Genomic DNA, 20,558 nt, shown 5'->3' with positions numbered 1-20,558 from the left:
GCGTTTTTTGGAGAACAATGATGCACAGCGTTGCGCTGATGGTTTACCCGAACTTTCAATCCCTGAGCCTCAGCCTGGGCTCGGTATTTGAATGCGCGAACCTGCTGCGCGGCGAACCGGCCTATGAGTTTCACCTGGTGTCCGAAAGCGGCGGTGCCGTGATGACCTCCCAAGGCTTTTCGGTGAACACCACGCCGATCCGCGCGCAGGGCTATGACACGCTGATCGTCAGCGGCTATCTGGAATTTCGCTTGCCGGAAGCCAACCTGCTCGAACTGGTCAAGGCCGCCTCCGCCCAATCACGGCGCGTGGCCTCATTGTGCATGGGCATCTTCGTGTTGGCCGAAGCCGGCTTGCTCGAGGGCAAGCGCACCACCACCCACTGGATCCACGCGCCCGCCTTTCGCAAGCGCTACCCGCACATCCAGCTTGAGGAAGACAAACTGTTCGTGGTCGACGGCCAGATCTGGACCGGCGCCGGCATGAGTGCCGGCGTCGACCTGGCACTGGCCATGGTCGAGGCTGACCTGGGCAGCGACCTGGCCCGGCGCATCGCCCGCAAACTGGTGATCGCCCAACGCCGCGGCAGTGAGCAGTCGCAATTGTCAGCCCTGCTGGAACTGGACCCCAAATCCGACCGCGTGCAGCTGGCCCTGGCCTATGCCCGCGAAAACCTGACCCACGACCTCTCGGTCGAAGCCCTGGCCGAGGTTGCCCGCCTGAGCCCGCGCCAGTTCAGTCGGGTGTTTCGCGAAGAAACCGGGCAAACGCCGGCCAAGGCCATCGAATCACTGCGCGTGGAAGCGGCCCGGGCGCTGATGGAAACCAGCCGTCACCCGGTCGAAGTGGTGGCCCGCGAAACCGGCTTTGGTGATCGCGAACGCATGCGCCAGGCGTTTCTGCGTGCCTTCGGGCAACCGCCCCAGGCCATGCAACAGGTGTTGTTCAATCCGGGTTAGGCGCATAACCGAACATCGACTTCACCTCCAGGTAATCCTCCAAGCCAAACACGCCCCACTCGCGACCATTGCCCGACTGCTTGTACCCGCCAAATGGCGCGCCATTGTCAGCCTTGCTACCGTTGAGGTGGACCATGCCCGTGCGCAGTTGCCGAGCCACGAAACGCGCGCGTTCCAGGGTGCCGGCGCTGACGTAACCGGAGAGACCGTAGGGGCTGTCGTTGGCAATTGCGATCGCCTGCGCTTCGCTGTCGTACGGGATGATCACCAACACCGGCCCGAACACTTCTTCACGGGCAATCGGCGACTGCGGGTCGACGTCGGCGAACACCGTGGGCCGCGTATAAAAACCCGTCGTCAGCGCTTCGGGCCGCCCCACGCCACCGCATACCGGCGCCTGGGCGACTGCCCCCAACACACTCTGCACGCGTTCGAACTGCGCCTGATTGGCCAGCGGCCCGATGGCCGTGGCCGGGTTGCTGTCGTCAAAACACACTTGCGCCGCCACCTCTCGGGCAATCTGTACCGCACCGGCCTGCATGGCCCGTGGAACCAGCAGGCGCGTCGGTGCGTTGCATGACTGCCCGCTGTTGCGAAAGCAACTGCTGACGCCGTGGCGCACCGCTGCATCGAAGTCCGCATCCGCGAGGATCAGGTTGGCCGACTTGCCGCCCAGTTCCTGGCAGACCCGCTTGACCGTTTGCGCGGCCGCCTTGGCCACCGCAACCCCTGCGCCGGTCGAGCCGGTAAAGGAAACCATGTCGATATCAGCATGGCGGGCAATCCCCTCGCCGAGGGTCGGCCCATCACCATTGACCAGGTTGAACACGCCCTTGGGCACCCCGGCGCGATGCAGGATGTCGGCCAGCAACAGGGCCGACAGGGGCGCCTTTTCGCTGGGTTTGAGCACCAGGGTGCAGCCCGCTGCCAGGGCTGGGGCGAGCTTGCAGGTCAGCTGATTCAGTGGCCAGTTCCACGGCGTGATGAGCCCGCACACGCCAATCGGCTCACGGCTGATCAGAGTGCTGCCGTGGAGGCGCTCGAATGCGTAGTCTTTCAGCAGTTCATAGGCCCGTTGCAGATGGCCCAGGCCTGCCGGCACGTGTGCGCTGCGCGCCAGCGACAATGGCGCGCCCATCTCCTGGTGCACGCACTGCGCGAGGGCTTCGCTGTGTTGGCGATAGCCGTCGATGATCGCCGCCAACAGCTCCAGGCGTTGCTCGCGTGACCATTGGCTGTAGCAGTCAAAAGCGCGCCGAGCGGCAGCCACCGCCAGGTCCAGATCGGCGACAGTGCCCAGGCTGATGCGGGTGATGACGCACTCGGTGGCCGGGTTGAGCACCGCCAGGGTTTCGGCCCCCAATGGCTTGACCCATTGGCCGTCGATGTAAAAGTCCCGGTGATTCATCGCGTCGCCTCCAGCGCAGCGCCCAAGGTATGGAAAACCAGCGCGACCTGCTCCTCGCTGATGATCAACGGCGGCGACAGCAGGATATTGTCCCCGGACGCGCGCACCAGCACGCCCGCCTCGTAACAGCGCTGGGCGACTTCCCCGGCCCGCGCACCCGGCGCACCCTCGCGCGGCTTAAGTTCGACCGCACAGAGCAAACCTGTTGCACGCACATCCAGCACCCACGGTTGTTCACGCAGCGCCAGCGCGCGGGCTTGCCACAGCGGGGCAAGCTGCTGAACATGGGTGTTGATAGCCAGTTCCTCGTGCACCTGCAGGGTCGCCAAACCCGCTGCGCACGCCAGTGGATGCGCTGAATAGGTGTACCCATGCATCAACTCGATGGCCTGCTCCGGGCCTTGCATAAAAGCCTCGTACACCGCGCCGCTGACCAGCACGCCGCCCATGGGCACCGCACCGTTGGTGAGGCCTTTGGCCAGGGTCATCAGGTCTGGCGTAACACCGAAAGCCTGGGCGGCGAACCCATGACCGAGGCGGCCGAAACCGGTAATCACTTCATCAAAAATCAGCAGCACGCCATGACGATCACAGATCTCGCGCAATCTTTGCAGGTAGCCCTGGGGCGGTGCGTACACGCCGCCTGAACCGGTGACCGGCTCGACAATCACGGCCGCCACGGTTGCCGGGTCGTGGATCTCCAGCAACTGCAACAAGGCATCGGCATAGTGCGCGCCCTGCTGCGGCTGACCCGGGCTGAAACGTAAGCCCGCGTCATAGGGCAGCGGCAAATGCGCCACATCACCCAGCAACGGGCCGAAGTCGCGCTTCTGGCGGCCAATCCCCGACACCGACAAACCGCCAAACCCCATGCCATGATAGCCCTTGGCGCGGCCGATCAGCTTGGTGCGGCGGCAGTCGCCGCGCGCCTGATGGTAGGCGCGAGCGATCTTTAACGCAGTATCCACCGCTTCGGAACCGGAGTTGGTAAAAAACACTTTATCCAGGCCCGTAGGGGCGGTTGCCACAAGACGATCAGCCAGGGTCAGCGCCGCAGGGTGGCTCATCTTGAATGAGGACACAAAGTCCAGGCGCCCCGCCGCTTCCCGAATCGCCTCGACGATACGCGGCTGGCCGTGACCGGCGTTGACGCACCAGAGCCCGGCCATGGCGTCGAGCATCTCGCGCCCCTCGGTGGTGGTGTAATGCATGCCGGCAGCGCGATCAAACAACATCGGCTGACGGTTGAAGGCGCGCATCGCGGTAAAGGGCGCCCATAGGGAAGAGGTCATTGCGTGCACTCCTTAAGACTGTGTGCGTACGCCGAAAAGGGTTGGCCGTTGCAAGGCGCCGGCGTTGGTGTTCACACCTCGGTCGCAATACAAGCGACCCTCCAGGAGGCGGCAGCGCACGTGGTCACCGAATGCGGTTTCAACAAAGCGCCAATCCATGTGCAACTCGCCCTCGGGCGTCCACCGCGCCTGGGCAACCACCTGCGTTTGCTCGGGTTGATACTGGTGATGCAGATAGTTGCCGGTCATGCTGGTAGTGGTTTCGATCGGTTGCCGCAAGCCGGCACGTATGTGGTGGGTGCCGCGGTGGTCAACCAGGGTGAAATCGCAGTGCTCTCCCTGGAAATCAAAGGCCAACTCGCGCACACCGTCCTCATTGGGTTCGATGGCGAACCGACCTTGCATGGCGGCGCTGGCGGGCGAGGCATGCAGGCCTGGCAGCCCGGGCAGGCGCAGGCCCTCGATCAGCGCGTCCAAGTGCATTTGGCTGGTTTGAGCATCCGCAGCAGTGCGCCCCAGCGCCGGGAACAGATGCTGCCACAGCGCCTGGTGCAAGCGTTTCTCGCCCAGGCGCAGGCCGCAGGTGAAGACAATCACCGTGTCCTGCTCCGGCAGCACCATGCACTGCTGGCCGAACACCCCCGAGGCGTAATAGCCGCCGTGCTCGGTCATCCACCACTGGTAGCCATAGCCTTCGCGCTGGGCTTCGTTGCCCTTGTTTTTGTCCCGTGGCAGATACTGCTTGCCGTCGAACTCGCCCATCCATACGTCCTGTACCTGGTTGCGCGTGGCCTGTGCCACCCACTGTGGCGACAACAGCTGGCGGCCCTGCCACTGGCCCTGGTTGAGGTGCAACACGCCGAATTTCAACGCGTCTTCGCTGGTGCAACTCAAGCCATTGCCGCCGGCGTTGAAGCCCCCCGGCGCCAGGTCCCACGCAAGCTTGTCGAGCCCCAGGTAATCAAGGACACGCGCCTGCAGCAGGGCATGCATCGTCTGCCCGGTCGCCTGGGTGACAATCGCCGAAAGCATAAAGCTGGAAGCACTGCTGTAGATAAACGCCTGGCCCGGCGGCTCGTCCACCGGCTCGTTGAGAAAGGCCTCGACCCAACTGCTTTGCAGGTTGCGCCAGTCCCCGCCGGAAATCCCGCGTGCATGGCCGGTGCGCATGGTCAGTAAATCCTCCACGGTCATGGCCGCGAGGTTGGCGCTGATGGGCTGCGGGCACAACTCGGGGAAGAAACTGACGACCTTAGCGTCAAGCCGCAGGCGACCGTCGTCCACCAACAGGCCGATCGCGGTGGCGGTCCAACTTTTAGTTGCCGAATGCTGCACATGCATGCGGTGCGCCGAGTAGGGTTGCCAAAACGCCTCGACCACCACCGCACCTTGGCGATAGAGCATGAAACTGTGCAGTTCAAGACCCGCCAGGGACACGGCCTGGATGAAATCGGCAATGCCGGCGGGGTCGACACCGCGTTCATGGGGCAAGGCCCTGGGCAGCGGAATGTAGGTCATAATCGGTCCTCTTTGATGTTTTTATATTTCAAATAATGCAGATAAGGTTTTACTCACGACGGCCTTCATGTATTTGAGCCGCCTATAATTCAGTTTTCCGGGTATTCTTGCCTCCCTTGTCACAGGATCGACTTCACGCCATGCCCCAACTCACCTCGCTGCAGACCAAAGTCGCCGGACAGATCCTGGCCGCCATCGCCAGCGGCGACCTGCAACCCGGGATGCACCTCAAAGAAGTGGAACTGGCCCAGCGCCTGGGCGTGTCGCGCTCGCCGATCCGCAGCGCGCTGTCGTACCTGGCCACACAGAAAGCCATCGAGCCGCTGGCGCAGCAGGGCTTTCGTGTGCCACTGGAAGCCGGCGATGGCTTGGCGCAACAGGTCAGTGCGTTGCATAACGAAGAAGATCAGCTGTACACACGCTTGATCGATGACCGTTTGAACCAGGTGCTGCCCGACCAGATTTCCGAAAGTGATTTGCTGCGCCGCTACGGTGTCGGCAAAAGCGTGCTGCGCCGGTGTTTGCTGCGCTTGTCTGATGAGGGTGTGATGCAGCGCAAGCACGGGCATGGCTGGCAGTTTTTGCCAACGCTGAACAGCCCGAAGACGCGCTTTGAGAGCTACCGCTTCCGCATGTTGCTGGAGCCGGCGGGGCTGTTGGAGCCGACGTTCACTATCAACCCTGAGCAGTTTCGCCGCTGCCGGGAGCGGCAGATGGAGTTGTTGGAGGGCACGGTTGATGGGCAGCGTTTTATCGAGTGCAACGCGGAGTTTCATGAGCTGCTGGCGGCGGCTTCCGGTAATGGCTATATCTTGCAGGCGATCCAGCAGCAGAACCGGTTGCGACGGTTGACCGAGTTTCACACGGTGAACAATGTGGAGCGGGTCCGGGTGTCGTGCCAGGAGCATCTGGCGATTCTGGATGCGTTGGAGCAAGGCGATAATGAGTGGGCGTCGACGTTGTTGCATCGGCATCTGGATGTGGCGAGCAAGTTGCGGGTGGCGCGAAACAAGAGCTGAGGCGTGTGGATTGGGGGCATATCCGCTGCAGCGGTTACCCCCACCTGGGGCTATGTACCCCGACCCAAGTCTTCCAGCGCCTGACACATGGCTCTGGCGAGCAAGCCCGCCATCGCAGGCCAGCCAGCTACCACACAGAGACAGCGTCTTCAGGGCAAACACGTGCATCACCAAAGCGCCACGGTGTAACCGACGATCACCCGGTTTTCATTCATGTCACGCAGGTAATTGGCCTTGCTCAACCCATTGCGCCAGCGCAATGAAACGCCTTTCAGCGCCCCCGACTGGAATACATACCCCACATCAATATCCCGCTCCCACTCCCGCCCTTCCCCCGCAAACCCCTTCACCTGCGCCCGGTCACCCTTGGCCCAGCGCGTAGAGAATGTCAGTCCCGCAACCCCCAGCACCGCAAAATCAAAGTCATACCGCGCATGCCAGACCCGTTCATTGGTTTGCGAGAAGTTACTCAACTGATACTCGGAAAACAGATAGGTATTGGTGCCGTCCACATAGGTAAACGGCGTTGTGCCGTACTGCTCCTGATACCCGCCACCCACGCTATGCCCCTTGTAGCTGAACATCGCCCGCGTACTCAGCGCGCGGTTATCCACGTTGCCCGCCGAACCGGCACCTGAGGTGTCCGCATCGAAATATCGGATATCCATCTTGAGCAGGCCGCCGCCCAGCGCAACGCTGTTTTTCAGCCCAATAAAGTGCTGCTGATAAATATCTTCCAGCTGCGCAAAGTGATAACTCAGGGTCATGCCCGGCGTGAGCCTGTAATCGCCGCCGGCAAATCGAAAACGATCACTTCTGGCGGTGCTTTTGTAAGCCCCGCTCTGACTGGTCAGCCCCATATCCTCGTACTCGGTGGACTCACGCTGTTTGGTCTGGTCAATCTGCCCGCCAATCAGCGCCAGCCCGGCGATATCGGTGGAGGTCACCTGCGTGCCCCGGAACGTCTGCGGGAACAATCGGCTGGTATTGGGTTGCAACGTGGGCAAGTCCGGCAGCAGGTAGCCGCTGCGCAACTCGCTCTGGGCAACACGCACCTTGCCGGTCACGCCGTATTTGGAGTACTCGTCATGCGCACGCCTGGAGTAACTCGGTTTACCCGGCGCAGCATCGTTATCGCGCGACAATAAACCGGAGCCCGAGCGGTCCGGGCTGGAATCGAGTTTCAAGCCGAGCATGCCCACCACGTCAACACCCAACCCCACGGTGCCTTCGGTAAAGCCCGACTTGAGGTTGAGGATAAAACCCTGCGCCCACTCCTCGCGTTTGGATTGCCCGGCGTCTTCGCGGTAGTCACGATTGAAGTAGTAGTTTTTCAAGTCCAGATCTGCATTGCTGTCCTTGATAAAGTCCGCCTGGACCGGGGCGCACAGCAGGCCCCCGCTCATAAGACCGGCGCCCTTTAAGATCAGGTTGAGCGTGTTGTTAGGCATGTTGTTGGCTCCTGGCAGTCATTTCGGTGAGTAGGTCTTATTGTTTTTCTGGGCACGACGTTCACCCTCGCGCAGGCATGAAGGCCCGCGCGCCGGATGAAATCAGGGGGTTAAATTGCCGGTCGTATTCGGTAGCCGCCGCCCGGCAGTTTCTGCAGTGGGCTGGCGGCCGCCAGTAACTGGCGGGTGTAGGGGTGCTGCGCGCAATCGAAGATCTGCTCGCGTGCCCCCACTTCCACGACCTCGCCCTGGTGCATCACCGCCACGCGATGGGCGATGCGCTCCACGGCCGCCAGGTCATGGGAAATGAACAGGCAGGCAAAACCGTACTGCGCCTGCAAGCGCTCGAACAGTTCGAGGATCTGTTTCTGAATGGTCATGTCCAGGGCCGAAATCGGCTCATCGGCGACCACCAATTGCGGGCGGCGCACCAGTGCGCGGCCAATAGCGACACGCTGGCGTTGGCCACCGGACAGTTGGTGGGGAAAGCGTTCGACATACTCCTCACCCAGGCCGACATCCTTGAGGGTTTGCGTGACGCGCTCACGCCGCTCGGCGGCATTCAAACCGGGCTCGTGGCGCAGGGGTTCAGCAAGGATCTGGCCGATTTTCATCCGTGGGTTCAGTGATGAATACGGGTCCTGGAAAATCATCTGGCACTGCAGCCGGTGGGTACGGTTGGCGGCCTTGAGGATATCCACGCCCTTGAAGCGGATCGACCCGGCGCAAGGTTTGATCAACCCGACCAGCGAACGACCCAGGGTGGTTTTGCCCGAGCCACTGCCGCCCACCAGTGCCAGGGTTTCGCCAGGTGCAATCGCCAGGCTGGCCGAATGCACCACGCGCTGGTACTGGCGCTTGCCCCAGAACGAAGTCGGCCCAGGGTGCTCGATGCACACCTGGTCAATCTCCACCAACGGCGTGCTGCTCGCCGGCAATGCTGGCAGCTCGCCACGCCGTGGCAAGGCTTCAAGCAGTTGGCGGGTGTACTCGGCCTTGGGCGCCAGCAGGATGTCTTGGGTACTGCCCTGCTCCACCGCCTGGCCGTGACGCATCACTACCACTTTGTGCGCATAGCGGGCCACGAGTGACAGGTCATGGCTGATAAACAGAATGGCCGTGCCCTGTTCGCGAGTCAGCTCCAGCATCAACTCGATCACGTCCAACTGCGCCAGGCAGTCGAGGGCAGTGGTGGGTTCGTCGGCGATCAACAGCGCCGGGCGCAACAGCATGACCGAGGCGAGCATGATGCGCTGGCGCATGCCGCCGGAGAACTGATGCGGGTAGGACTCCAGGCAACGTTCAGCCGCCTTGATCCCGATGCGACGCAGCATGGCCAGGCAGCGCTCGCGGATCTGCGGCGGGTCGAGGTCAGTGTGCAGCCTGAGCGCCTCACTCATCTGTTGGCCGATTTTTAACGCCGGGTTGAGCGACACCATCGGTTCCTGGAACACCATGCCGATGCTCGCACCACGAATCGCGCGCAATTCTTCAGTGCCGGCCTTGACCAGGTCGCGGCCCTGGAAATCCAGGCGCCCGCCACACACTTGCATCGGCAACGGCAGCAAGCCGATGGCAGCGCGAGCGGCCATGGTCTTGCCGCTGCCCGACTCGCCCACCAACGCCACAATCTCGCCCGGCGCGATACAGAAACTCAGGTCATCGACGGCCAGCGGGCCATGTTCCCCGACGCGGATCTTCAGGTTTTGCACACTCAACAAAACACAATTGGCGGGCATGTTCATTTCCTCATCCGGGGGTCGAGACGGTCACGCAGTGCGTCGCCAAACAAGTTGATCGCCAACAGCGTCAGGCAGATAAACAGCCCCGGAAACACACCCAGCCAAGGTGCCGAGGCGATATACGGCCGACTGCTGGCAAGCATGTTGCCCCAGGTGGCAGCCGGTGGCGGTACGCCGAGGCCGAGGAAGCTCAGGGCGCTTTCCGAAAGCAGCGCCCAACCGAACATGCTGGTGGCCAGCACACACAGTGGCGCGAGGCAGTTGGGGGCGATGTGCCGCAGCATGGTGTACAGCTCGGAGTTGCCGATGACCCGCGAGGCTTCGATGTACTCCAGCTCACGTAGGGATAACACCGTGCCGCGCACGACCCGCACCACCGAGGGCGTGTAGGCAATGCCCAGGGCCAACACGATGCCGTATTTGCTGGCACCGATAATCGCCATGATGCCCAGCGCCATGAGGATGCCGGGAAACGCCAGCAGCGCATCGTTGAACATCATCAACACGCGGTCGGTCCAACCCCGCAAGTAACCGGCGAGCATGCCGATCACGGTGCCGGCCAGTACCGCCACCGTCACCGTGAGCAAACTCACCCACAGGCTGGTGCGGGCACCGATCAGCAAGCGGCTGAACACGTCGCGACCAAACTCATCGGTGCCCAACCAATGGGCCGCTGATGGTGCTTGGAAACGCGCGATCAAGTCGATCTTCAGCGGATCGAACGGCGACCACACCAACCCCATCAACGCCAGCGCGATCAACGCCACCAGCAGCCCGCCGCCGATCACGGCATTGGCCGGCGCCCACCCACGTCGGCGCTTGGCCGCTACGGGCACGGCAATAGTCGAACTCATAACTTCACCCTTGGGTCGAACAGCGGATAGAGCAGATCCACACACAGGTTGACCAGCACATAGATAAAGGTGATCAACAACAGGCAGCCTTGCAGCACCGGATAGTCGCGGGCAAAAATCGCATCGACCATCAAGCGGCCGATGCCAGGCAGGGTGAACACCGTTTCCAGCACAGCGATTCCACCCAGCAGGTTGCCGAGGATCAGCCCGACCAGCGTCCAGGTCGGCGCAAACGCATTGGGCAACGCGTGTTTCCACAGCACCGCACGTTCCGACAGGCCTTTGGCGCGGGCGTGGGCGATGTACTCCAGGCGCAGCACTTCGATGGTGCTGGCACGCGCCATGCGGGTAATCGCGCCCACTTCAACCAGGGTCAGCGTCACCACCGGCAGCACCATGTAGCTGATCGCTTGCCACGGCGCCTGGGCAAAACTCACGTAGCCCACCACCGGCAACCAGCCCAGTTGAATACCAAAGGCATGCAGCAGCAACAGGCCAAGCCAGAAACTGGGAATCGACAGCAACAAGGTGGCGACGGACACCAACCCAAGGTCGAGCGCGCTGTTTTGTTTCCAGGCCGCGATCAAGCCAATCGGCACGGCGATCAACGTGGCAAACAACACCGCCACCAGCACGATGGTGGCGCTGACGCTGAAGCGGTCCAGGATCAGCGGCAATACCGCCTGCTTGGTGCTGATGGATACACCCAGGTCGAAGCTCATTACGGCCTTGAACCAGATCAGGAACTGCATGACCAGCGATTGATCCAGGCCCAGGGTGTGGCGCATATCGGCCAGGCTTTGCGGGTCGGCCATATCACCGAGCATCAACAGCGCCGGGTCGCCCGGGATCAGGCGAATCAGTGCGAACACCATCACCGAGATCAGCAGCAGTGTCGGAATCGCCATCGCGAGTTTTTGCAAAATAAAACGCAACATGCTCAGGCCTCGTTAGTGGGCCGCGAGGCTGACGCCCCACAGCCTTGGCGATGACACCGGCCAGGAATGGAAGCCCTTGACGCTGTCGCGCAGCGCCGCGGCTACTGTGCCGTTGTAGATGATCACCATGGGCGTGTCGTGGATCATCATCGAGTGCAACTGGTCGAACAGCGCCTGGCGCTTGGCCGTGTCGCTCTCGCGCACCGCCTCACGCAGTACCGCCTGGGCCTGGGGGTTATCCCAGACCTTGCGCGGTTCCTTGCTCTTGTCACCCATCAGCGAATCGAAGCTGGTAGCGGGGTCCAGGCGCGAGGAGTAAGAGAACGCCATCATCTGGTAATTGCCACTCTGGTAGCGCTCCAGTTGGGTGCCCCACTCCAGGGTTTCCATCTGGATGTTCAAGCCACTGGCCACCGCCATTGCCTGGCTGAGCAGGCCCATGTCGAACATCTGCGAATAGCGTTTATTGACGATCATCTTGATCGGCTGGCCGTGGTAACCGGCCTCTTTCAACAGGCGCTGGGCCAGCTGCGGGTCGTAGCGGTAGCCCTGCTTGGCGGTGGCACTGTAGAAGGGGCTGGTTTGTGCGATGGCCGAGTTGTTCGGCTCGGAGGTGCCGTTGGACAGCGCATTGACCATTTGCCCGTAATCCAGAGAATGGGCGATGGCCTGGCGGATGCGCACATCTTTGAGCAGCGGATCGTTGGTCTGGAACAACAAGCCACAGATGGCCATGATCGGGCTGAATGAAATCTGCACACCCGGTGTGGTTTTCAACTCCTGCGCATCGCTGGCGCTGACATTGGGCAGCAGGTCAATGTTGTTGGACATCAATGCCGCCTTGGCCGACGACGGGTCGGGGATCACCATAAAGCGCACTTCATCCACCAGGGCCTGCTTCTTGCCGGTAAAGCCGTCCGGTGCAGCGTCGTCACGAAGGCTGTAGTCGTGAAAGCGCGACAGCACCACGTATTGCCCGGGTTTCCATTCGGTGAGGCTGAACGGGCCGGTGCCGACAGGGGCTTTCCAACTGCCATCGGCGGCCAGCGAATCGGGGTGCAGGATGCCGCTGCCGGCGCAATCGGGGCGCGCCATCGAAGCCAGGAACAGGCCGCTGGGCTGGTCGAGATGGAACACGACGGTGAGCGGGTCCGGCGTGTCGATGGCGGTGATTTTCGCCCCGCCACGCCCGTCGAATTCGGCCAGGCAACGCCACTGGGTCTTGGGGTTGAGGTAGCGCTCCCAGGTCCACTTCACATCATCGGCAGTTAATGTCGCACCGTTCTGGAAGTGCACGCCTTCGCGTAATTTGAAGGTGTAGGTCAAGCCGTCGTCGGCGCGTTGCACCTCGCGGGCCAGCAACGGGCCAACCGAGGCGTCTTCGCGGTGGGCTACCAGGCCCTCAACGATGTGCAGCATCACGGTGTCGGTATTTTCGTCACGGTTGACGCCCGGCTCGGTGCTGCGGATGTCGGCGTTCAAGCCGACGCGCAAGGTGGTCTGGGCCTGCGCAAAGCCGGCGCCGAGTACGAGGGTGACGCACAGCGTGCCATTAAGTAAGCGATTCAAGGGAGATGTTCTCCTTCGCACAGAAGCGGCCTGGGGCAGGAGCCGGCTTCAAGCCTGTTTGAGGTCGTTGTTGTTATGGCCTGAACGGGATCAGTGCCGCGGATGTTTTTGTTTTTTTAAATTCGCCCGGACATACTCACAGCATGGAGTCGGCTTGTAAATGTTTTTTTAAGTACTTAAAAACATTAAAACCTTCTATTCTTCAACCGATGATGGTTTTTCAGCGCAATAAAAAAGAGGCCGAAGCCTCTGTGGGTGTAAACCAGCGTGCGCCCGCAGGCGCTCGCTTAATGCAGGACCGCTCGCGTAATCAGGTAACTCACCAACTGCGGGTCATCCTCCAGCTCCAGGGTCTGCACCGGGCGCGGCAAATCATCCAGCACCGCACGCCAGAACGCCTGGGACACTTCATCCTGGTCATAGAAACGCACCAGCCAATCGGCCTGGCCGCTGCTCAACACCTGGGTGGCAATGGCACGGCCAATGCCTTTGCGGCGGTAGCGCTTGAGAATGAACAGGTCGGCCAGTTCCAGGGCGTCGATGCCTGGCAGTTCGCTGCCTTCAATCAGCAGGAAGCCGGCGATATAACCGTCCACCAGCAGCAGGTTGGCGCTCCATTGCGGGTCGTGCCAGTAACGGGTCAGGTGCTCATCGTGGATGTAGAAGCGGCCATCCGCCTCGACATCTTCCTGTTCCCAGTCCGAGGACTCATAGGCGTAATACTGGTAAAGGTTGCGGATCAACTCGGACGCTTCGGGGCCAGTCTGGATCAGTTCAACGGTGGTTTCAGGCATGGGGCTCTCGGTGACAAAACGCAGGGCGCCATTGTTCACAAAACACGCGCGCAGGCCAATACATTGCATAACCTTTCTGTTTGCTGAACCGATTGCGGATTTGCCCCGTCCAACCGAAATTCCTGAAACATTTAGAATAAACTTCGTCAGCTTCGACCTTTTCCTCAAGGACCTCTATTTTGACCAACGTCTGTTCCGCCGGCCTGGATGTGGGCTTTGCCTCCCTGGATTACCTGCAGATTTTCATCCTGGGTGTGATCCAGGGCATTACCGAGCTGCTGCCGGTGTCGTCCACCGCCCACATGCGTGTGGTGCCCGCCCTGCTCGGCTGGCAAGACCCCGGCTCGGCGTTTTCGGCGGCGATGCAGTTGGCGGCGCTGGCGGCGGTGGTCAGTTATTTCTGGCGCGATGTGCGCCAGGTCACCACGGGCAGCATCGGTGCGGTACGCCGGGGCGACTACAACGACCCGTGGTTCAAGCTGGCGGTGGCGATTGTGCTGGCGACCATCCCCATCGGCATTGCCGGCCTGGCCTTGTCCTCGACCCTCAATAGCTGCAACTCGCCGTTGCGCGGCCTGATGGTGATCGGGATTTCCTGTGTGGTGATGGCGGTACTGCTGGCGGTGGCCGAAGTGCGCGCACGTCACACCCGGGACATGGGCCAGATGCGCCTGCGCGATGCACTGATTGTCGGGGTTGCGCAAATTGGCGCGCTGATTCCCGGCGTATCGCGCTCGGGCTCGACGCTGACCGCTGCGCTGTTCCTCAACTTCAAGCGTGAAGAAGCCGCGCGCTTTTCATTCCTGCTGGGCCTGCCCGCCATCGCGCTGGCCGGTTTGAAAGAGCTGTGGGTGCTGCTGCACGCCGACATGCCCGCCCACGCCTGGCCGCATTTGCTCTTCGGCCTGGTGGTGGCAAGTATCTCGGCGTTCTTCGCGATCTGGGGCCTGATGAAGTTCCTGGAGCGGTTCTCCACCTGGCCGTTTGTGATTTATCGCGCGCTGCTGGGAGTCTTCTTGATTGTGGCGGTCAGCACCGGGTTGCTCAGTTAAGCCCCCGGTTGACGGTCGGCCAGCTCTTCAAGCAAATCGGCCGAAGGCACAAAAAACAGGCCGCCGGTCACGGCGGTACTGAAGTCCAGCAAGCGGTCGTAGTTGCCGACCGGGCGGCCGACGAACATGTTTTCCAGCATCAACTCCAAGGGCTGCGGCGAGCGCGCGTAGCCGATAAAGTAGGTGCCGAACTCGCCGGCGCCTGGGCGGCCAAAGGGCATGTTGTCGCGCAGGATTTTCACTTCTTCGCCGTTTTCGTCGGTGATCACGGTCAGGGCGCTGTGGGAGTTGCTCGGCTTGGTCTCTTCATCCAGCTCGATGTCGGCCAGTTTGGTACGCCCGATCACTTTCTCCTGGGCTTCCACCGTCAGCTCGTTCCAGGCGCTCATGTTGTGCAGGTACTTCTGCACCAGCACGTAGCTGCCGCCTTCAAATTCCGCGTCTTCATCGCCGACGATGGTAAAGCCGACGGCCTTGCGCCCCACCGGGTTCTCGGTGCCGTCGACAAAACCGATGATGCTGCGCATATCGAAGTAACGGAAACCCTGGACCTCATCCACCACCTTGACGCTGTCGCCCAGGGCCACCATCAACTGCGTGGCCAATTCGAAGCACAGGTCCATCTGCTCGGCGCGGATATGCAGCAGGATATCGCCGGGCGTCGACGGAGCCATGCGCCCTGGCACGCCGAACTCGCGAAACGGGTGCAAGGCCGCCGGGCGTGGCCCGCCGAACAGCCGGCTCCAGGCATCCGAGCCAAACCCGCAGACGCAGGTCAGGTTGCCCGCCGGCACGCGCTTGCCCACCGAACGCACCAGCCCGGCGATATCGCCGCACCAGGCGCGCACCTGGTCTTCACTGCCGGGAGCGACGGTTGCCACCATGAAGATCGCGCTGCTGGTGATGGGATGGCAGACGGACTGCGGCTCAAGAGGTGGCTGAACAGGGCAAGTCTTCATGATGAAAGTCCACAGGCTAAGGGCGGTTTTAACCCGCGCAGATTAGCAGATCATCGCTGGCAGCTCTCCCACACCTGGCGAATCAGGGTCTTCAGCTTCAGCGCGTCGGCCCAGCGGTCGCTGATTTCACCGCCGTTTGCATCCGTGATTGCATAGGGCGGCGGGCCCAGCTCACAGGTGAACGACAGGCTATTGGGCGCATCGGGCCGGGCCAGCCAGTCTTCAATCCCGTAGCGCCACCAACCGGTAAAGCGTTCTACCCAGGCCTGGTGTTGGGGGAAACCCACAGAGACCTGCACCTGTTCACTGCTGGCCACTCGCCCGTGAAAGCCCCAGCTGTGGCGCAATATCGTGCGTATCTGCTCGTCGTCCTCGAACGCGCCCGGTTCCGGTAACTCCCGGCCGACGACGTAATGGGACAGGTCGGCGAGCAGTTTCAGGTCGGGCATCTGTGCGAGCAGGTCGAGGGTGAACAGCAGGTCGTTGGTAAGGCGGTAGCGATGGGTTTCCAGCAGGATCGGAAAGTCCACCTGTTCGGCCAGGCGCTGCCAGCCTTCGACCAGGCGGGCCGCCTCGGCCAGCGTGCGCGGGCGCACATCGGCCTGCAGGGTGAGGTGGTGGCAGCCGTAGCGGCTGATCACATCCAGCACGGCGGCCAGGTCATCCACCGATTGCGGGAACAGTTGGCCTTCGATCTGCAAGCCCCTGGCGCTGGCAGCAGCGTGCAGGCGCGCGACCTCGGCGGGTTTCCAGTAATGATCGGTGATGCCGTCGAAGCCGGCGGCGGCGATGCGATCGAGCTGAGCTTCCAGCGGCCCCGGTTCGGTCTGCATGGCCCAGAGGGATTGGAACACCAGCAATTGGTGCATATCAGCCTCGCAGCACGTGTTTAAGGGAAACGTCCGGGTTGGCCAGGTCGGCCGTATTGAGTGCAATGCGCGCGCTGATCAAGCGTTCGCACAGCTTGATGTCCTTGGCCACGCCATTGCCGAGCGCCCAGCCGCAAGCGCCTTGCAAATGCCCGTCGGTATCCAGGTGGAACAACAGCAAACCACCGCCCGGCAGTGCGCGGCTGACCGTCAGCGGGGTCATCACGCCAACGGTCTGCAAGCCCCAGTCGTACTGGTCGGACCAAAAACCCGGCATGGCCTCGAACGGCAACTCACGCCCCAACATATTCAGCGCAGCATGGCGACCTTGGGCTTCGGCATTGCGCCAGGTTTCCTGGCGTTGATACAGGCCTCCCAGGCGAAACTCACACACATCGCCCGCCGCATAAATGTTCGGCGCACTGGTGCGCAGTTGCGCATCGACGCGAATGCCCTGCCCTACTTCCAGCCCCGCTGCTGCAGCCAGTTCGAGATTGGGTTGCATGCCAATGCCGACCACCACCCGATCACACGGCAAGCGCTGCCCATCGACCAGTTGCACCGCGTCGGCGTCGATGGATTCGAGTGCCACATTCAAGCGCACCTCAACGCCTTGCTGGCGGTGCAAATCCAGCAGCGCTTCGCTGATCACCGGCGGCAACACCCGGCCCGCCAAGCGTGGGCCTGCTTCAAGCACCGTGACCTGGCAGCCCAGGCCGCGCGCGGTCGCCGCCACTTCCAGGCCGATAAAACCACCGCCGACCACCACCAGCCGCGTGCCGGGGCGCAAGGCGTCGCGCAGGGCCAGCGCCTCATCATGGGTGCGCAGGTAAAGCACGCTCGCCTGCTCCACAGGCCAGCGTCGCGCCCGGCCGCCGGTGGCCAGCAGCACACCGGCAAAGTCCAGCCATTGGCCGTCAGCCAGTTGCAGCCGGTGCTGGTGCGGCTCCAGGCGCGTAACCGGGTTGCCGGCGATATGTTCGATGCCCAGCGCGGCCATGCGCTGGCTGTCGCACAGGCTGCAACCCGCCAGGTCCGTGCTGCCTTGCAGCAAGCCCTTGGATAATGGCGGGCGCTCGTAGGGTAAGTGCGGTTCATCGCCGATCAGGATCAGGCGCCCGGTGTAGCCTTCTTCGCGCAAGGTCAGCGCCGCACGGCCACCGGCATGGCCGGCGCCGACGATGATCAGGGGGGCGTTCATGCTCACGCCGTCACGGCGAGTAAAACCCGCCCCGCTTCGACCCGCACCGGGTAGGTTTTGAGGTTGACGCACACCGGCGCGCCGAGGGCTTTGCCGGAGCGGTAATCAAAGCGCCCGTTGTGCTTGGGGCACTCGATCACGTGGTCCATCACCAGGCCGTCGGCCAGGTGTATTTTCTCGTGGGTGCACAGGCCGGCAGTGGCAAAAAATTCATTCTCGGCCGAGCGGTACACCGCGTAAGTGTGCGGCCCATGGTCGAAGCGCAGCACGTCTTCTTCGTCAATTTCGCCCACGGCGCAGACGTCGATCCATTGATCGTTCATGGCGTTGTTCTCTCTATGCATGGCCTTCCTTGTGGCGAGCGAGCCTGCTCGCGCCGGGCTGCGAAGCGGCCCCAAGGTCGGCAGTCGAGTATTGTCTGAAAGAATGCGGTGGTTTTTATTGGGGCTGCTGCGCAGCCCAGCGCGAGCAAGCTCGCTCGCCACTGTGAGTGGGGCGCTGCACGAAATAGCTCGGGTCGCTGCGCTGCTTCCAGATCGTCGGCAGGATTTCCTTGTACGCCTCAAGAATATTCGCGTACGGCGGCGGGCAGTCGCTGCGGATCTCTTCGTGCAGTTGCGCCAACGCGTGGTACGGCACCATCGGGTACATGTGGTGTTCAAGGTGGTAGTTCATGTCCATGTAGATAAAGCGCAGCACGCGATTCATGTAGATGGTGCGGCAGTTGCTGCGGTGGTCCAGCACATCTTCGGCCAGGCCCACATGCTGGGTGAGGCCGAACAGGTAGCCGAGCCAGGCGCCATACAGGCTCGGCAGGCCGACCAGCATCAGTGGCAGCCAGCTGTGCAGGTACAACGCGGTGCCGATCACCAGCGCATAAATACCGACCCAGATCCGCGCAGCACGGAACACCTTGGGCCATTCGGACTCGGGGATAAAGTCCTGTTCCTGGGCGCTCATCTTGCCGATCGCATGGCGCGCCACGCCGCTGAAGGTTTTCCAGGCCAGCGGCAGGTTGAACAGGCTCAGGCCCATCATCAACAGGCTCGGCGGGCGCGGCTCGACGATCTCCGGGTCACGCCCGACCACGATGGTGTCGGTGTGGTGCCGCGCATGGCTCCAGCGCCATACATGCGGCTCGAAAATGCACATGAAGCTCGCCACCTGGTACAGCCCATCATTCATCCAGCGGGTCTTGAAAGCGGTGCCGTGGCCGGTCTCATGCCAACGCGGGTTGGACGCGGTGCCGTAGAGCACGCCGTAAGCCATAAAGAATGGCACGCAGGCCCACGAGCCCCAGAACCAGTAGCCGCCAAACCCCGTAACCAGCAGCGCCGACACCCACAGGGCCGTATCGAGCAACGCCGGGCCGTCGCGGCGCTGCATCAGTTCTTTCATGCGTTTACGCGAGATCGGCGATTGATACCAACTGGCCGAGACCAGCCCCTTCTCTGCGGCGCGGGCAGCTTCCGGACCGGTGAGGCTGTAGTCGCGCCGGGCGCGGTGAGGCGTGTGTTCAGGCATTGTTATTGTTCTCCGCAAGCGTTGGGTAACAGGTGCTTTGCGAACCAACCATAGAGCGCGGATAAATCCGCCTCAAGGCCTTGAATCCATTCCCTATCAAGCTATCATCCAGGCCCAGCGAGGCTTGATAGTTTTCTATCAAGACGCTTGAGAGGCCTGTCATGAATAATAAACGCCCGACCATCGCCACTGTCGCCGCCCAGGCAGGCTTGAGTGTGGCCACCGTCGACCGTGTGCTCAATGCCCGTGCGCCGGTGAATCCGCAGACCGCCGAGCAAGTATTCCAGGCCGCCGAAGCCGTGGGTTATTTTGCCGCACGGCTGATCGGCCAACGCATTCGTGAGCGGCGCCCCACCTACCGTTTCGGCATCCTGCTGCTGGGCACCGCCCAAGCGTTTTACGCCAACCTGGCGCAGTCGATCAGCACGGCCGCGCAGCAGCACGCTACAGCCAACCTGACCTGCCAGTTCGACTACATTCTCGACCGCACGCCCAGTGCCATCGCTACGCAAATCGAGCAACTGGCGGTGCAATGCGACGCGCTCGCCGTCGTCAGCTTCGCCCACCCGTTGATCAACGCCACACTGGCGCAGGTTCGCAAAGCCGGCGTGCCGGTGGTCGCGTTACTGTCGGATATCCACGAACAAGCCTTGGAGCCGTATGTGGGCCAGGATAACCACGTGGTCGGGCGCACCATGGGCTGGCTGCTGGCGCGCACCTGCGGCGCACGCAAAGGCAGCGTCGGCATCCTGTTGGGCGGCCATCGTTTTCTCGGCCACCAGGCGCGGGTTGAAGGCTTGCACAGTTACCTGGCCGAGCATGCGCCGGGGCTCAAGCCGCTGGAACCGCTGATCAACCTGGACAACAGCGACATCACTGAAGAAGCCACCCTCGACCTGCTCACCCGCCACACCGACCTGCGCGGCCTGTGCGTGGTGGGCGGCGGCGGCGACGGCGTGATCAATGCCCTGGCGCAGCTGCCCAAACGGCCGGCGCTGTGCTGCATTTTGCAGGAGTCCACCGCGTTGTCGCGTGAGGCGCTGAGCCGAGGTTTGATTGATGTGGTGATGGACTCGCAGCCTCGGCAGACGGCGACCGCGCTGATCGAATTACTGGTGGAGTTGCAGGCCGCCGAGGCCTTCGATCCACTGCGGCACAGAGTGCATATCCCACCGCAGATCGTGACCTCGGAGAACCTGTCCAACTGATACACAACGATCAAAAACTGGCCCACCGCAATCGCAGGCAAGCCAGCTCCCACAGTTTGATCGAGTTTCAGTCCAAAATCGGTGTATTTCAACCGCCTCGGCCAGCGCAACGTGTGGGTGCAGTTCGAGCAGCGCTACAAATAGTTTGGAAGAATATGGAGGTCCAAAGGTGGGAGCGGGCTTGCCCGCGATAGCGGTGGG

General features: G+C 62.2%; 18 protein-coding genes. 4 read left to right on the top strand and 14 right to left on the bottom strand.

Going from position 1 to position 20,558, the window contains the following annotated elements:
• Positions 1-20: 20 nt before the first annotated feature.
• A complete protein-coding gene (locus GIW48_RS24915) occupies positions 21-959 on the top strand; it encodes a GlxA family transcriptional regulator (protein WP_170040798.1) in 939 nt (312 codons plus the stop codon).
• Here GIW48_RS24915 and GIW48_RS24910 read toward each other — a convergent pair.
• Genes GIW48_RS24910 through GIW48_RS24900 form a run of 3 tightly spaced genes read right to left on the bottom strand, consistent with a single transcriptional unit; the run spans position 946 to position 5,177 of the window.
• Complete coding sequence (locus tag GIW48_RS24910) at positions 946-2,367, bottom strand: aldehyde dehydrogenase family protein (protein ID WP_236462201.1); 1,422 nt, start codon at positions 2,365-2,367, stop codon at positions 946-948. The genes GIW48_RS24915 and GIW48_RS24910 overlap by 14 nt on opposite strands.
• The gene (locus tag GIW48_RS24905; RefSeq protein ID WP_236462199.1) at positions 2,364-3,659 is read right to left on the bottom strand and encodes an aminotransferase class III-fold pyridoxal phosphate-dependent enzyme; all 1,296 of its coding nucleotides are present in this window, start codon (positions 3,657-3,659) and stop codon (positions 2,364-2,366) included. The genes GIW48_RS24910 and GIW48_RS24905 overlap by 4 nt, the downstream gene beginning before the upstream one ends.
• 12 nt (positions 3,660-3,671) lie before the next feature.
• Complete coding sequence (locus GIW48_RS24900; RefSeq protein WP_236447765.1) at positions 3,672-5,177, bottom strand: serine hydrolase domain-containing protein; 1,506 nt, start codon at positions 5,175-5,177, stop codon at positions 3,672-3,674.
• A gap of 140 nt (positions 5,178-5,317) precedes the next feature.
• Here GIW48_RS24900 and GIW48_RS24895 point away from each other — a divergent pair, with 140 nt between their 5' ends.
• Positions 5,318-6,196: a GntR family transcriptional regulator gene (locus tag GIW48_RS24895; RefSeq protein WP_099549174.1), complete on the top strand. Its 879-nt coding sequence runs from the start codon at positions 5,318-5,320 to the stop codon at positions 6,194-6,196.
• Between the two features lie 167 nt (positions 6,197-6,363).
• On the opposite strand, the gene GIW48_RS24890 is transcribed toward GIW48_RS24895, so the two are convergent.
• The 6 genes from GIW48_RS24890 to GIW48_RS24865 all read right to left on the bottom strand — a co-directional run bounded on the left by GIW48_RS24890 (position 6,364) and on the right by GIW48_RS24865 (position 13,544).
• On the bottom strand, positions 6,364-7,647 hold the full coding sequence (locus GIW48_RS24890) for an OprD family porin (protein WP_236472930.1): 1,284 nt from the start codon (positions 7,645-7,647) through the stop codon (positions 6,364-6,366).
• A 110-nt stretch (positions 7,648-7,757) separates the two neighbouring features.
• Positions 7,758-9,386 carry an ABC transporter ATP-binding protein gene (locus GIW48_RS24885; protein WP_419789496.1) on the bottom strand — a complete coding sequence of 543 codons (1,629 nt, stop codon included), beginning with the start codon at positions 9,384-9,386 and terminating at the stop codon, positions 7,758-7,760.
• Positions 9,387-9,388: 2 nt separating this feature from the next.
• On the bottom strand, positions 9,389-10,243 hold the full coding sequence (locus GIW48_RS24880; protein WP_099549171.1) for an ABC transporter permease: 855 nt from the start codon (positions 10,241-10,243) through the stop codon (positions 9,389-9,391).
• Positions 10,240-11,181: an ABC transporter permease gene (locus GIW48_RS24875; RefSeq protein ID WP_099549170.1), complete on the bottom strand. Its 942-nt coding sequence runs from the start codon at positions 11,179-11,181 to the stop codon at positions 10,240-10,242. The genes GIW48_RS24880 and GIW48_RS24875 overlap by 4 nt, the downstream gene beginning before the upstream one ends.
• A gap of 12 nt (positions 11,182-11,193) precedes the next feature.
• Positions 11,194-12,726 carry an ABC transporter substrate-binding protein gene (locus tag GIW48_RS24870; RefSeq protein ID WP_236447806.1) on the bottom strand — a complete coding sequence of 511 codons (1,533 nt, stop codon included), beginning with the start codon at positions 12,724-12,726 and terminating at the stop codon, positions 11,194-11,196.
• Positions 12,727-13,037: 311 nt separating this feature from the next.
• Positions 13,038-13,544 (bottom strand): GNAT family N-acetyltransferase, encoded by a 507-nt coding sequence (locus tag GIW48_RS24865; protein ID WP_099549190.1) that lies wholly within the window; start codon positions 13,542-13,544, stop codon positions 13,038-13,040.
• 179 nt (positions 13,545-13,723) lie between these two features.
• Here GIW48_RS24865 and GIW48_RS24860 point away from each other — a divergent pair, with 179 nt between their 5' ends.
• Positions 13,724-14,596, top strand: coding sequence for an undecaprenyl-diphosphate phosphatase (locus tag GIW48_RS24860; RefSeq protein ID WP_099549168.1), 873 nt, complete (start codon positions 13,724-13,726; stop codon positions 14,594-14,596).
• Here the strand turns inward: GIW48_RS24860 and GIW48_RS24855 are convergent.
• From GIW48_RS24855 to GIW48_RS24835, 5 genes are all read right to left on the bottom strand, one after another.
• Positions 14,593-15,555 carry a Dyp-type peroxidase gene (locus GIW48_RS24855; protein ID WP_169988361.1) on the bottom strand — a complete coding sequence of 321 codons (963 nt, stop codon included), beginning with the start codon at positions 15,553-15,555 and terminating at the stop codon, positions 14,593-14,595. The two genes, GIW48_RS24860 and GIW48_RS24855, sit on opposite strands and share 4 nt — an antisense overlap.
• 50 nt (positions 15,556-15,605) lie before the next feature.
• Positions 15,606-16,424, bottom strand: a complete 819-nt coding sequence (locus GIW48_RS24850; protein WP_236462368.1) for a sugar phosphate isomerase/epimerase family protein — start codon at positions 16,422-16,424, stop codon at positions 15,606-15,608.
• A 1-nt stretch (position 16,425) separates the two neighbouring features.
• Entirely contained in the window at positions 16,426-17,625 is a 1,200-nt protein-coding gene (locus GIW48_RS24845; RefSeq protein WP_236462365.1) for an NAD(P)/FAD-dependent oxidoreductase, read from the bottom strand.
• Between the two features lie 2 nt (positions 17,626-17,627).
• Positions 17,628-17,948 (bottom strand): MocE family 2Fe-2S type ferredoxin, encoded by a 321-nt coding sequence (locus GIW48_RS24840; RefSeq protein WP_017134582.1) that lies wholly within the window; start codon positions 17,946-17,948, stop codon positions 17,628-17,630.
• A 115-nt stretch (positions 17,949-18,063) separates the two neighbouring features.
• Positions 18,064-19,149, bottom strand: a complete 1,086-nt coding sequence (locus tag GIW48_RS24835) for a fatty acid desaturase family protein (protein WP_176992600.1) — start codon at positions 19,147-19,149, stop codon at positions 18,064-18,066.
• Between the two features lie 161 nt (positions 19,150-19,310).
• Between GIW48_RS24835 and GIW48_RS24830 the strand changes: the two genes are divergently transcribed.
• Positions 19,311-20,357, top strand: coding sequence for a LacI family DNA-binding transcriptional regulator (locus tag GIW48_RS24830; RefSeq protein WP_017134580.1), 1,047 nt, complete (start codon positions 19,311-19,313; stop codon positions 20,355-20,357).
• Positions 20,358-20,558: the final 201 nt, after the last annotated feature.

Source organism: Pseudomonas sp. PA-6-3C, assembly GCF_021605825.1.
GTDB lineage: Bacteria > Pseudomonadota > Gammaproteobacteria > Pseudomonadales > Pseudomonadaceae > Aquipseudomonas > Aquipseudomonas edaphica.
The sequence above is the reverse complement of the archived record's forward strand: the minus strand, read 5'-3'. Positions and strand labels throughout refer to the sequence as shown.

Bases quoted from the DNA above. Each gene is read 5' to 3' on its own strand.
- GIW48_RS24915 (WP_170040798.1), top strand. From the start codon at position 21: ATGCACAGCGTTGCGCTGATGGTTTACCCGAACTTTCAATCCCTGAGC.
- GIW48_RS24910 (WP_236462201.1), bottom strand. From the start codon at position 2,367: ATGAATCACCGGGACTTTTACATCGACGGCCAATGGGTCAAGCCATTG.
- GIW48_RS24905 (WP_236462199.1), bottom strand. From the start codon at position 3,659: ATGACCTCTTCCCTATGGGCGCCCTTTACCGCGATGCGCGCCTTCAAC.
- GIW48_RS24900 (WP_236447765.1), bottom strand. From the start codon at position 5,177: ATGACCTACATTCCGCTGCCCAGGGCCTTGCCCCATGAACGCGGTGTC.
- GIW48_RS24895 (WP_099549174.1), top strand. From the start codon at position 5,318: ATGCCCCAACTCACCTCGCTGCAGACCAAAGTCGCCGGACAGATCCTG.
- GIW48_RS24890 (WP_236472930.1), bottom strand. From the start codon at position 7,647: ATGCCTAACAACACGCTCAACCTGATCTTAAAGGGCGCCGGTCTTATG.
- GIW48_RS24885 (WP_419789496.1), bottom strand. From the start codon at position 9,386: ATGCCCGCCAATTGTGTTTTGTTGAGTGTGCAAAACCTGAAGATCCGC.
- GIW48_RS24880 (WP_099549171.1), bottom strand. From the start codon at position 10,243: ATGAGTTCGACTATTGCCGTGCCCGTAGCGGCCAAGCGCCGACGTGGG.
- GIW48_RS24875 (WP_099549170.1), bottom strand. From the start codon at position 11,181: ATGTTGCGTTTTATTTTGCAAAAACTCGCGATGGCGATTCCGACACTG.
- GIW48_RS24865 (WP_099549190.1), bottom strand. From the start codon at position 13,544: ATGCCTGAAACCACCGTTGAACTGATCCAGACTGGCCCCGAAGCGTCC.
- GIW48_RS24855 (WP_169988361.1), bottom strand. From the start codon at position 15,555: ATGAAGACTTGCCCTGTTCAGCCACCTCTTGAGCCGCAGTCCGTCTGC.
- GIW48_RS24850 (WP_236462368.1), bottom strand. From the start codon at position 16,424: ATGCACCAATTGCTGGTGTTCCAATCCCTCTGGGCCATGCAGACCGAA.
- GIW48_RS24845 (WP_236462365.1), bottom strand. From the start codon at position 17,625: ATGAACGCCCCCCTGATCATCGTCGGCGCCGGCCATGCCGGTGGCCGT.
- GIW48_RS24840 (WP_017134582.1), bottom strand. From the start codon at position 17,948: ATGAACGATCAATGGATCGACGTCTGCGCCGTGGGCGAAATTGACGAA.
- GIW48_RS24835 (WP_176992600.1), bottom strand. From the start codon at position 19,149: ATGCCTGAACACACGCCTCACCGCGCCCGGCGCGACTACAGCCTCACC.
- GIW48_RS24830 (WP_017134580.1), top strand. From the start codon at position 19,311: ATGAATAATAAACGCCCGACCATCGCCACTGTCGCCGCCCAGGCAGGC.